This is a genomic window from Aeromonas sp. 603607 (assembly GCF_049171595.1).
Taxonomy (GTDB): Bacteria; Pseudomonadota; Gammaproteobacteria; order Enterobacterales; family Aeromonadaceae; genus Aeromonas; species Aeromonas veronii.
This window is the reverse complement of the sequence record NZ_JAAKOV010000014.1, coordinates 133,907-145,389: the sequence shown is the minus strand read 5'-3', so window position 1 is coordinate 145,389 and position 11,483 is coordinate 133,907. Positions and strand designations below refer to the sequence as shown.

9 protein-coding genes and 2 tRNA genes are annotated in these 11,483 nt (G+C 60.5%); 3 read left to right on the top strand and 8 right to left on the bottom strand.

What is annotated here, in order from left to right; genetic code table 11:
* Position 1: 1 nt before the first annotated feature.
* Positions 2-75: transfer RNA gene (locus tag G5315_RS14510), tRNA-Met, on the bottom strand.
* An 87-nt stretch (positions 76-162) separates the two neighbouring features.
* A tRNA-Met gene (locus G5315_RS14505) sits at positions 163-239 on the bottom strand.
* A gap of 196 nt (positions 240-435) precedes the next feature.
* On the opposite strand from G5315_RS14505, the gene glgX reads away from it, so the two are divergent.
* Positions 436-2,499, top strand: a complete 2,064-nt coding sequence (glgX, locus tag G5315_RS14500) for a glycogen debranching protein GlgX (protein WP_151285686.1) — start codon at positions 436-438, stop codon at positions 2,497-2,499.
* A 67-nt stretch (positions 2,500-2,566) separates the two neighbouring features.
* Here glgX and G5315_RS14495 read toward each other — a convergent pair whose 3' ends face one another.
* The 3 genes from G5315_RS14495 to G5315_RS14485 form a co-directional block, all read right to left on the bottom strand.
* Positions 2,567-3,286, bottom strand: coding sequence for a hypothetical protein (locus G5315_RS14495; protein ID WP_151285685.1), 720 nt, complete (start codon positions 3,284-3,286; stop codon positions 2,567-2,569).
* A gap of 168 nt (positions 3,287-3,454) precedes the next feature.
* The gene (locus G5315_RS14490; RefSeq protein WP_216953487.1) at positions 3,455-5,092 is read right to left on the bottom strand and encodes an ATP-dependent endonuclease; all 1,638 of its coding nucleotides are present in this window, start codon (positions 5,090-5,092) and stop codon (positions 3,455-3,457) included.
* 262 nt (positions 5,093-5,354) lie between these two features.
* Positions 5,355-6,233: a helix-turn-helix domain-containing protein gene (locus G5315_RS14485; RefSeq protein ID WP_266134870.1), complete on the bottom strand. Its 879-nt coding sequence runs from the start codon at positions 6,231-6,233 to the stop codon at positions 5,355-5,357.
* A gap of 168 nt (positions 6,234-6,401) precedes the next feature.
* On the opposite strand from G5315_RS14485, the gene G5315_RS14480 reads away from it, so the two are divergent.
* Together G5315_RS14480 and G5315_RS14475 are read left to right on the top strand one after the other, a co-directional pair.
* Positions 6,402-7,319 carry a DMT family transporter gene (locus G5315_RS14480; RefSeq protein ID WP_337072863.1) on the top strand — a complete coding sequence of 306 codons (918 nt, stop codon included), beginning with the start codon at positions 6,402-6,404 and terminating at the stop codon, positions 7,317-7,319.
* Positions 7,320-7,388: 69 nt separating this feature from the next.
* Positions 7,389-8,255 (top strand): LysR family transcriptional regulator, encoded by an 867-nt coding sequence (locus tag G5315_RS14475; protein WP_337072864.1) that lies wholly within the window; start codon positions 7,389-7,391, stop codon positions 8,253-8,255.
* Positions 8,256-8,331: 76 nt separating this feature from the next.
* Here G5315_RS14475 and G5315_RS14470 read toward each other — a convergent pair whose 3' ends face one another.
* From G5315_RS14470 to G5315_RS14460, 3 genes are all read right to left on the bottom strand, one after another.
* Positions 8,332-9,108 carry a TSUP family transporter gene (locus G5315_RS14470; protein ID WP_005333472.1) on the bottom strand — a complete coding sequence of 259 codons (777 nt, stop codon included), beginning with the start codon at positions 9,106-9,108 and terminating at the stop codon, positions 8,332-8,334.
* Positions 9,109-9,309: 201 nt separating this feature from the next.
* Positions 9,310-10,065: a tRNA-uridine aminocarboxypropyltransferase gene (locus G5315_RS14465; RefSeq protein ID WP_337072865.1), complete on the bottom strand. Its 756-nt coding sequence runs from the start codon at positions 10,063-10,065 to the stop codon at positions 9,310-9,312.
* A gap of 174 nt (positions 10,066-10,239) precedes the next feature.
* Positions 10,240-11,451, bottom strand: coding sequence for an ROK family transcriptional regulator (locus G5315_RS14460; protein WP_164536668.1), 1,212 nt, complete (start codon positions 11,449-11,451; stop codon positions 10,240-10,242).
* Positions 11,452-11,483 lie beyond the last annotated feature (32 nt).

Genomic DNA, 11,483 nt, shown 5'->3' with positions numbered 1-11,483 from the left:
GTTGCGGGGGCCGGATTTGAACCGACGACCTTCGGGTTATGAGCCCGACGAGCTACCGAGCTGCTCCACCCCGCGTCCGAATTGTCACCCTCAAGCCGAGCAGTAGCTTGATGGCGTTTGTCTGCTTTCGACTGTTTACACAATCGCAGGCTGACGAAAAGTTGGTTGCGGGGGCCGGATTTGAACCGACGACCTTCGGGTTATGAGCCCGACGAGCTACCGAGCTGCTCCACCCCGCGTCTGAGGTCGCCAATAATAGGCGCCAGCGCACAGATTGCAAGTAAATATCTCAAAAAAAGTTTATTCGTAGATTAATCAGACAGAGAGTGAGGACATTAGCAGCATCATGCTGTTTTTTCAGGCAATAGAGTCAAAGCCACATACCAGGCACTACACTCAGTGAGATGAACACTCCTCATTTTGGGTAGGTATGATATGCGCATCTCCGCCGGTCACTGCCGTCAGTTGGGGGCGACACCCGACAACCGCGGCGTCAACTTCGCCATCTGGGCCCGCTTGGCCAGCCGGGTAGAGCTGCTGCTTTTCTCCAGTGCCGAAGATGATAGTCCCGAGGTAATTCCCCTCTCCCCCCGTTTCAACCGAACTGCCTACTACTGGCATATCCATATTGAAGGACTCCCCATCGGGCAACGCTACGCCTACCGTATCCAGGGACCATGGCGTCCCTATTGTGGCACCCGCTTTGATGGTGACAAGGTTCTGCTCGATCCCTATGGGCGCAGTATTGAACTGGGCCCCAACTATGACCGATGGGCGGCTGCACGCCCCGGCAGCAATATGGCTTGCTGCGCCAAAAATCGGGTAGTCGATACCCGCCACTACAACTGGGAAGGAGACAAACTGCCTGCTCACTCTCTCTCCCGCTCGGTGATTTACGAACTCCATCTGGGGGGGTTTACCAACTCCCCGAGCTCCGGGGTTGATCCTGCATTGCGGGGCACCTATCTTGGATTGATTGAGAAGATCCCCTATCTGCAATCTCTCGGAGTCACCGCCGTTGAACTGCTGCCGGTGTTTCAGTTCGATCCTCAGGATGCTCCCAGGGGGCTATCCAACTACTGGGGATACAGCCCCATGTCCTTTTTCGCCCCCCATGCCCAGTACGCCTGTGGCGATGATCCGCTGACCGAATTTCGCGATATGGTCAAGGCGCTGCACAGGGCCAATATCGAGGTGATCCTGGATGTGGTCTACAACCACACCGCCGAGGGGGGAGATGATGGCCCCACCTTCTCGTTTCGCGGCATCGACAACGAGGCCTACTACATCCTCGACAACAACCAGAAGGACACCAACTACTCGGGCTGTGGCAACACCTTCAACGGCGCACACCCGGTGGTACTGCGGATGATCATGGACAGCCTGCACTTCTGGCGCCAGGAGATGCACGTCGATGGCTTCCGGTTTGATCTGGCTGCCATTTTGTCGCGGGATGAATCGGGCCAGCCACAGGCCAATGCCCCGACCCTGCGCACCATAGATACCGATCCCAAGATCGCCGATATCAAGCTGATCGCCGAGGCCTGGGATGCAGGGGGGCTCTATCAGGTGGGATCACTGGCCGGCGCCCGCTGGCGTGAGTGGAACGGCCAGTTCAGGGACGACGTACGCCGGTTTCTGCGCGGGGATGACAACAGCGTCACCGCCTTTGTCGAACGGTTGTGCGGTAGCCCCGATATCTATCACTATCACCATGCAGATCCCGAGAAGAGCATCAATTTCGTCACCTGCCACGACGGCTTTACCCTGTGGGACTGGGCCAGCTACAACAACAAGCATAACGAGGCCAATGGCGAGCAGAACCGTGATGGCTGTGATCACAACTTCAGCTGGAACCACGGCCATGAAGGGGTAACGGACGATCCCCAGATCAATGCCCTGCGCACGCGCCAAGCCAAGAACATGATGGTGGCAACCCTGTTATCGGTGGGATCCCCGATGCTGTTGATGGGGGATGAACTGCTGCGCACCCAGCACGGCAACAACAACGGTTACTGTCAGGACAACGCGACCTGCTGGATGGATTGGCAACCAACTCCCCGCAGCCAGGAGATGTTCCGCTTCATGAAGGAGCTGATCCAGTACCGCAAACATCTGTTCCAGCGCCCGGAGCAGGAGAGCATGCCACTGTCGCTCACCGAAATCCTGCGGCACAGCGAGATCTGCTGGCACGGAGTCAATGCCATGCAGCCAGACTTCAGTCCCCACTCCCATGCCATCGCCATGTCGGCCCTGTCAAGCGAAACCCGACTGGCCCTTTACGTACTGTTTAACGCCTACTGGGAGCCCCTCACCTTCAACCTGCCCAGCCCGCCCAAGGGAGTTGGCGGCTACTGGCGGCGGATCCTCGATACCGCCCTCCCCTCACCGCAAGATATCTGCACTTTCGGCATGCCACTGGAAGGGTTGACCAGAGAGTATCTGGCCCAGCCACGCAGCAGTTGCCTGTTTATCTGCGGGGCCGATGACTTCTATTGATTCTCGAGAGTCAGATATGAAAAAGCCCCGGGCCTTGGCTCGGGGCTTGCTCTTTTCAGTACCAGTGTCAGATCAGCTGGTACAGCACGCTGGTAGCGGCGATCTGGGCGATAAGCAGGCCACACAGGGAAGTGGAAACCACCACAGGCGCGGTATCACGCTGCAAGTAGAGCGGGCTGAACCAGAGCAGCAGGGAAGCCACCAACAAGGCAGCCTGTGTCACCACCGCCGGGATCAGATCATCGAGATTGGCTTCAGCCCCTTGCCAGCCCACCAGCACGGCCAGCCAGATAAGGCTGGCCATGGCGCCCGCCAGCGCAGCCAGCGGCAGAAGAGTATTAAACGCCTTGAGGCGGTGACGGGCTCGCAACAGCATCAGGTGAGCAAAGGCCGCTCCCAGCATCACCATCTGCAATAAACCGCTCACCCAGCCCTGCAGCTGCAGCAGCCCGAAGCCATAAACAGCGAGTGGCAACGCCGGTAGCCAGAGCAGCGTTGAGGGGACTGCACGCTTGCCCTCCAGCCGTGACTGGGCCAGCGACAAGCCGACCCCGAGCACCAGTGCGGCACCACCACTCCAGATCAGCCAACTGGCCGCCTTGGCCTCTACCGCCAGCATCAAGGAGAGCGCGGTAATGACCCAGATGGAGAAGAGCTGCTGAGTGATGCGTGAGCGCTGGCCGGGGCAGATATCACCGCGCCATAACACGATACCGAGGGCAATGAGGGCACCAAGCGCCATCAATCCGGTAAGGGGAAAGAGCCAAAGTGGGAGTTGGACGAACATGACGCCTCCAGCAGCAAGAATTCGGGAGCGCCACCGGGGCGCCAGAGAAGAGTGGGCGAGTATACCCAAACCTGCGGCTATCCCCAATCACGACAAACAGACCGGCAAAAAATGAGCAGATGCCCCGAAGGTCATGATGCAGCCGACAGGCCCATTATCACACCGACTTCACACCTGACCGCGAGCCAGTGCCACTACCCGCGCAAACATCTGACGCAGCACGGGAGGAATATGCTCGGCACCAAGCCGCTCGGCTTCTTCCACCACCGCCAGTGCCATCCCCGGCTTGCTGCGGTGATGAATCGCCTTATTGATGATATGACTGGCACTCCACATGGCTCGTCCGCCCACCCCTGCTTCCCGCCGGAACACGGCTTCAAAACCATTGTGATAGAGGTAATGTTCAATGTCAGAGGCTGGCAACTGAGTCAACCGATCCCGTTCCCGCTCCCCTTTGAGTTGGCCCCGGGCCGAAGCAGCATACTTGAGCCCCGCCTCGTCGCCATCGGTCAACAGGTGCCACTCGATACCAAAATCCCGCGCCACCTTGATCAGCGGTGACTGGCCGCACTGGGCAAACTCGATAATCCGCACCCCTTCGGCCCGCAAACTGTAACCACAGATCTGGGCCAGCTCGGAGAGCAGCCAGATCTCGGTCTCCCCCTCCACCAGCAGCCAGCAACGGGCAAACAGCGACATGGGGCGGTTGATCCGCACGTGGAAGGCGATCTTGCGCAGATCGTCGCTGCTGTAACGCTCGCCCCCCAGCTGGTGACAGAGGATATCCTGCTGACGGCGCACCAGTCGTCGCACCTGATTGAGCGGCAGGGAAGAGAGCAGATCTCCCGAGTTGGTGGTGAGCAGCTTCTGGCCCGGCAGTTGTTCCAGCAGCCCCCACGCCAGCGCCAGCATGGTCGGGTGCAGCCGGCTCTCAGGATCCTCCAGGATCATGATGGGACGGGCCCCCTCCTCCAGCTCGCGATTGCCTCGCGCCTGCAGCAGGGTCGCCGCCATCCCGGCCATCGCCAGTTGCAGGGTGCGGTTATCGGCATGGCGCAGCAGGGTGTGCAGGTTGCCAGGATTGCGCAACGTCATGGGACGATTGATGATGTCACGCTGGCTGCGCGGTTTGTTCTTGATGGGGGCCAGAGCGTTGAAATAGTGATCCATCAGCTGGCGCACTGCTTGCAGCGCCTCCTTCAACTCCGGCTCCCCGATGCGCTGGGGCTCATCGATCAGCTTGTCGGCCAGTTCACTGAGTCTGTGCTCCGAGAGATCTCCCCACTGCAGGGTTTCCACCCCGTTGCGGGCACTGCGAGCGTCCCGCAGCCGGAACACCGGGTTCATGGTGATCAGCAGGCTAACCAGTTCGTTAGTATTGGCAATAGGCAGGCTCTTGCCCACCCCGTCGAGAAAGTCGTGAATGGTGAGCACAGAGCCATCAGCTTGCAGCTCGGCACTGGCACGATAGTGGATGCGATGAAACTTGTCCTTGTGCAGCACCCAGGAGGCGCCAAGACGAGCCAGACGGCGAGAATGCTGGCACATTTGTGGCCTGTGCTCACTGAAGGTGAGCACCAGTTGCAGATGACGCGAAGGGGCCAGCTCGGGATCTTCCGGTTGGTGAAAATCATCGGCGGTGAACTGATAGGGCTCGGCATTTTGCCCCAGCAGACACCAGAGCGCGCGCAACAGGCTCGACTTGCCCCAGGTATTCTCGCCAATCAGCACTGTGGTGTGATCCAACCCGAGCGAAAGACGATTTATACCACGAAAACCTTTTACTTCAATACGTTCCAGAAACATCCTGCAATGTCCACGTCACTCAGATTGAGCAATAGTGGCAAAGTTAACTGGAAAATCCTATCGGCAGCCGGGCTTTTTCAACGTGAACTGTGAGGCACTGCAGGTTCGGGAGGGGTGACGACAGCGGTGCGATCTTGCGGGGCATTCCAGTGGCTGAACCAAAGGTGACGGGTACGGATTTGACGTTTGCGATAATTCAATGGGCATTCCTTTCAATGGATAAGTGGTAGAGAGTACACCTCTTTTGCCCAAAGTCTCAGGCTTATCTGTGACGGGAAGATGACAATTGCGCCCGCCACTGCCCCGGCGTCAAACCAAACGCCTCGCGAAAACGATTACCGAAATGGGCCTGCGAAGAGAAGCCACACTGACTGGCGATGCTGGCCAGCGGCTCGGGGCCAGCCAACAGTTGCTTGGCCCGTTTGAGCCGCAGCCCCAGCAGGTAACGGTGGGGCGGGCAGCCGAGACTCTGGCCGAACATGCGGGCAAAGTGATACTCGCTCAGCCCCGCCTGCTGGGCCAGCTCTGCCAGCGTGACCGAGTCGGCCAGATGGGCCTGCAGATACTCCTGCACCCGTTTGATAACCACGGGCGCCAGCCCGCCGCGCAGAGGCGGCAAACCGGGAGCCTCCTCGGTGTGGTGGCGGTAGGCGTGGAGGATCAACATCCAGGCGCCGTGGGAGAGTGCCAGCCGATCGACCCCGTGCTGCCACTCCAGTTGCATCAACTGGCGCTGCACCAGTCCGGCCGCCTGCGGATCGTCGATAAAGGTCTTGTCCACCAGTTGCAGGTGGCGCCCCTCCTTGTCACACGCCTCCTCGGCGATACGGGTGAGGTGAGCCGGGGTGAAGTAGAGATGAAAGAAGCGAAACTCTTCGCGCACCAGCCACTCGGATCTGTGGTGATCCGGCATGATGCACACCTTGCCGGTGCCACCGTGGCCACCCGGCCCATCGAGTCGCTCGGTCTGCTCGCCTCCTTGCAGATAGACGCTCAGGGTGTGGTGGCCCGGCTTGTGATAGCGGGTCTGGTCATAGCAATTGCGCCAACTGGCCACCCCGAGCCCGGGTTCGAGCCAGCAGGCGTCCTCCAGCCGGGCGCCGGTGCTGACCAGTGCATCAAATACCCCTGCTGTTTTCATTCGCCCCTGCCGCCTGTTCAGGTGTACGTATTATGCCGCAGCCATCCATCTTACCAACCGCGCCCGCAGATGACAGCGCAAGGCGATGAAAAACCGCAAGATGGTGCAATCCAGCCATCAGGGCTCGCCCCATAGTGGGTCATCTCTCCCTGACTCACCGGAACTGTGATGAATCTGATGCTCTATCTTGCCACCGTACTTATCTGGGGCAGCACCTGGATTGCCATCGCCTGGCAACTTGGCCCCATCCCCATCGAGGTGTCGGTGCTCTACCGCTTCCTGCTGGCAGCGGTGGCACTGTTTGCCCTGCTCACCGCCAGCGGCCGCTTTCCACGCCTCCCCTTGCACGGCCAGCGTTACGCCGCGTTGCTCGGAGCCCTGCTCTTTTCCACCAACTTTCTCTGCTTCTACCACGCCACCCGTTACATCCCGAGCGGCATGTCGGCGGTGATCTTCGCCAGTGCCAGCATCTTCAACGGCCTCAACCTCTGGCTGTTCGAGGGCAAACGTCCGAGCATGCGCTGGCTGCAAGGGTCGTTACTGGGGCTCTTTGGCACCCTGTTGCTGTTCTGGCCGGTGCTGGCAGATGCGCAACTGGGTGCAAACGGCTGGAAGGGATTGCTGTTCGCCTGTGGCGGCACCCTCTGTTTTTCGCTGGGCAATCTGGTCTCGGCCCGCGGCCAGCGCCACGGCTACCATGTGTTGCAGATGGTGCCCTGGGGCATGGTTTACGGCGTGGTGCTGTTGCTGGGCTGGGTCACATTGCTCGGTCAGCAGCTGGTGGTGCCGACCGACAGCCACTATCTGGCGGCCATGGTCTATCTCGCCCTGTTTGGCTCGGTCATCGCCTTTACCGCATACCTGACCCTGGTGGGGCGCATCGGGGCCAGCAAGGCCTCCTACGCCACCGTGCTCTTTCCGCTGGTGGCGCTTACCCTTTCCACCTTTTACGAAGGTTTTGTCTGGCAGCCGGTCTCGGTGGCCGGAGTGGTGATCAGCCTGATCGGCAATCTGGTGATCTTCGCTCCGCCCCTCAGCGAATGGCGCATTCGACCGGCCAAGGCAGCAAACGAACCTTGCTCCTGAGGCAGTCAGCCCCTAAGGTAGCGCTGATCAATCTGTGACGATCCTGATGGCGATAAACAAGGGGGCGAGATGTTACTGGAAGGGCTGGAGACGCTGAGCCTGCTGGCGAGCGAAGGGACCATGGCCAAGGTGGCCAGCCGCCTCTATATCAGCCAGTCGGCGGTGAGCAAGCGGATTGCCCAGCTGGAGCAGCGCCTTGGCAAGAAGTTGATCGAGCCGGAGGGGCGCCAGATCCGCCTCACCCCGCAGGCCAAGGAGCTGCTGGAACGAGTGGCCCCGAGTCTGGCCGAAATGAAGGGGGTGCTTGCCGATAGTCAGGATCTGGCGGATCAGAGCCCCCTCCCCATCGCCTGCTCCGAAACCCTGCTGGCGGGTTATCTCGCCCACTTTATGCGCGACTATCTGGAGCGCGATCCCCACCTTGCCCTCTCTACCCACCACACCCCGGTCATTCTGGCGCGGGTGCGCAGCGGTGATGCCCTGCTCGGCATCTGCGCCGGTCGGCTCCCACCCGGCCATGGCCTCGGCGCCGATCTGCTGCTTGAGGAGCCCTTCTATCTGGTTGGCGAGGCGCAGCAGAGCCTGCCGCCAGCCAGCGCAGAAAGCAGGCGCAAGATCCTCACCATGGATCTGGAGAACCCCTCCAACCGCTACCTTCGCGAACCGCTGGCAGATATGGGATTGGAGCCCGCCATGGAGCTCGACTCCTATCTGGCGCTCATCGAACTCGCCAAGGCAGGCATTGGCCCTGTGCTGCTCCCCGCTGGCCTGCTGGGGCTGGTGGGAGAACAGGGGGAGATGGCGCGCCCACTGCCCGGGCTAGGCCGTCCCCTGCATCTGGTCTACCGACCAAACAGCCTAAAGCGAGAGCGGATCGCCAGGCTGGTGAGCGCCCTGCACCAACACTTTCGCCACTGCAGCGACACACCGCGCTAGCGCTGTAAAACACCAGATATGACAACGGGGCCCAAGGGCCCCGTAAACATCCGATTCGTCGTACACTCCCCGCAACTCAGATCCAGGCAAATAGCTCCGGATACTGGCTCCACACCAGCTTGGCAGACATCAGCAAGGAGACGGTCACCAACAGTGGCTTGATCAGCTTCACCCCTTTTTTCAGCACCATCTTGGAGCCAAAGCGGGCGCCGATAAACTGTCCCAGCGCCATGCAAAAACCGACACTCCACACCACCTTGCCACCGAGCGCAAAGAACAGCAGGGAGGCGATATTCGAGGTGAAGTTGAGCAGCTTGGTATGGGCGGTGGCGCGCGCCATGCCAAAACCCGCCAGCGCTACGAAACCGATGGCAAAAAACGAACCTGTGCCCGGCCCGAAGAAGCCGTCATAAAAGCCGACACCGCCCCCCACCAGCAACGCAAACAGCATGGGAGTCAGACGGCGGGAGCTCTCGGCATCGCTTACCCGCGGCGAGAAGTAAAAGTAGCAGGCAAAGGCCATCAGCAGGAAAGGGAGCAGGCGCTCGAGAATGGCGGCGTCTATGGTCTGCACCGCCAGCGTGCCGATAGCCGCACCGATAAAAGTGCAGATCACCGCAGGCCAGATCATGGCCCACTCCAGCAGCCCCTTGCGGGCATAGAACCAGGTGGCGGAGAAGGAGCCAAAACTGCTCTGCAGCTTGTTGGTGCCGAGCACCAGCGCGGGCGGCATGCCGGTGGCGAGCAACGCTGGCACCGTCAGCAGACCGCCGCCACCGGCGATGGCATCGATAAAGCCGGCGACAAGCGCTACACCGAACAGGGCAAACAGGGTAACCAGTTCCAATTCCATCCATAGACCTCACGAGAGTGGGTTGCCCTAAGGGGTTGGGCAACCGGAGAACACCAAAACGACGTTGTGCGGGGAGCACAGGCTGTCCGCTATCCTAGCGGGCCACTGACCATGAATCTAACGAAACAGTGGCAGCCAATTGATTCCTGATTTTCATTAATTTGAGCGGCCACGCCCCTGCCCCAACCCTCAGAGGGCCCGTTACAGCGCGGGTGACGGGACTTCCGCTTCCTTGATGGCCGCCAGCGCCTCACATAGATGATCCTCATCGGCACCGGGGAAACGGCTGACCCGACCGGCCATGTAGCGTCTGCTGAACAGATTGAACCAGTGCTGCAATGCCTGCCCCGCCTTGAGCTCTCCCGCCACTTCCAGCACGCAGGCCGCCACTTCGGCGGTGCAGAGGTGCTCCTCGCTGTTGGCCACCCGCATGCCATAGGTCGAGAGCGCATCGGGCTTGATGGCGAGCACCGGAAATCCGTCGAGATAGGGGCTCTTGTTGAACATCTTGCGCGCCTCCGGCCAGGTGCCATCGAGCAGGATAAAGAGCGGTTTTTTACCCGGTGCCAGCGTCACCTCGCCGGTCAGGCGGGCAGGCTCCTTCTCGCAAGCGGGAAAGACCACATAGGGCTGCCAGGCTGGATCGGCCAGCAGGGCCAGCAGCTCGGGATGGGGCTGGGTACGTGACCAGAGAAACGCCCAGGTAGTGTCCGGCAACACATCGGCAATGAGGCGACCGGTGTTGGAGGGTTTCATCGGCTCACTGTCATACATCAGCAGGCAGAAACCTGCCTCTGCTTTGAGTTCGGGGCGCCACTCGCAGGCACACCAATCCTCGCGCAGCTGACAGGCCGGACAGCGGGCCAGAGTGCCGCCACGGGCAAGAAACGGTCGGGTAGAGATACTCTTGCGCCAGGCCCGCAGGCGGTTGACGGCGTGATCAGGAACAGGCTTCATCTAGGTTCACAACTGGAGTCAAAACAGGAACGGCAGCGGTGCCAACATGTCATGGCGCCACAGGGCGCGATAACAGGGGGACTGCCGGAAAAGCGCAAGATTGTACCGAGTTACGCGCTGGCGGAACAGCAATCCCTGCCCTTTTCGCCAGACACTGCGCCAACTCCTCTTGTCTTACGACTCCTGACAGCTGCGCAGCAGCTCCAGCAACAGGCTGCCATCGCGCAGCGCCTTGTGCACCTGCACCGAGGTGGGCTTGGTGGGATCTTCGTAGAAGTGGGTGGATTCAATCTGCAGCCGAACCAGATATTCGGCGGGCAACTGGCTGGCCAGCGACTGGTGCAGCATGGGGAACAGCAGCCGATCGGCACGGGTGATCTCGCCCCCCAGCAGCAGCTTGCCCGGATTAAGCAGGCAGATGAGATTGGAGAGTACCTTGGAGAGGCGGCCCGCCGCCTGATGGAGAATATCCTGACAGAGGCCGTTGCCCGCCAGCGCCAGCTCGCACAGCTCGCGGATGGTGACGCTCTCGGGCAAGTCGTGCTCCTGCATCCGTTCGCGCAGATCCCGGTATTGCGCCTCCAGCGCCTGATTGGTCACCAGGGTACAGGCGCAGCCAAAGCCGCCGCAGTAGCAGCGCTGGCCATAGGGCTCGAGCTGCAGGTGGCTGAGATCCCCGAGCAGCGCATTCTCGCTCTCGATGAGCTGGCCATTGACCACCATGCCAACCCCGATGTCGTTGTGGACAAACACCAGCACCGCATCGGCGCAATTTTTGGCGGCCCCCCACTCCCGCTCTGCCTGGATCCAGGTGCGCACATCACCACTCACCAGCACAGGTACCGAGAACACCTCCTGCAAGGTCGGCCCAAGCGGCCAGTTGCGCAGATCATAGAAGGGGAAATGTTTGACCATACCGGAGTGACGCTCTACCTGTCCGGGTAGACAGAGAGCGATACAGGCCAGATTGAGGGACTTTCTCGGCAAGAACCCCTGGATCGCATGTACTAAGCTGCCCAGCAGGTCGTTACGCTCAAGCTCGGTAAAGAGGTGGCGATGGCGGGCCAGGGAGCGGCCTGAAAAGTCGAACAGCGCCATATCCACGTAACCACGACCAAGACGCATGGAGAGAAACTGGAAGCGGCGCTCGTTGATGCGCAGCAGGGTCTGACGACGACCGCGCCCCACCGAACTTTCGCCACAGGTCACCACCAGACCACCATCGAGCAGTTCACGAGTGATCTTGGTGATGCTGGCAGGCGAGAGGCCGGTCAGGCGGGAGAGATCGGTGCGCGACAGCTCCTTGTGCTCCTCCAGACTGGCATAGACCAGGCCATAGTTGAGCTGACGGATCAAATCGATACTGCCTTTCACGATCTCATTCATAGGGTATGGATTAAGGGCTGAAACTGGGGCCA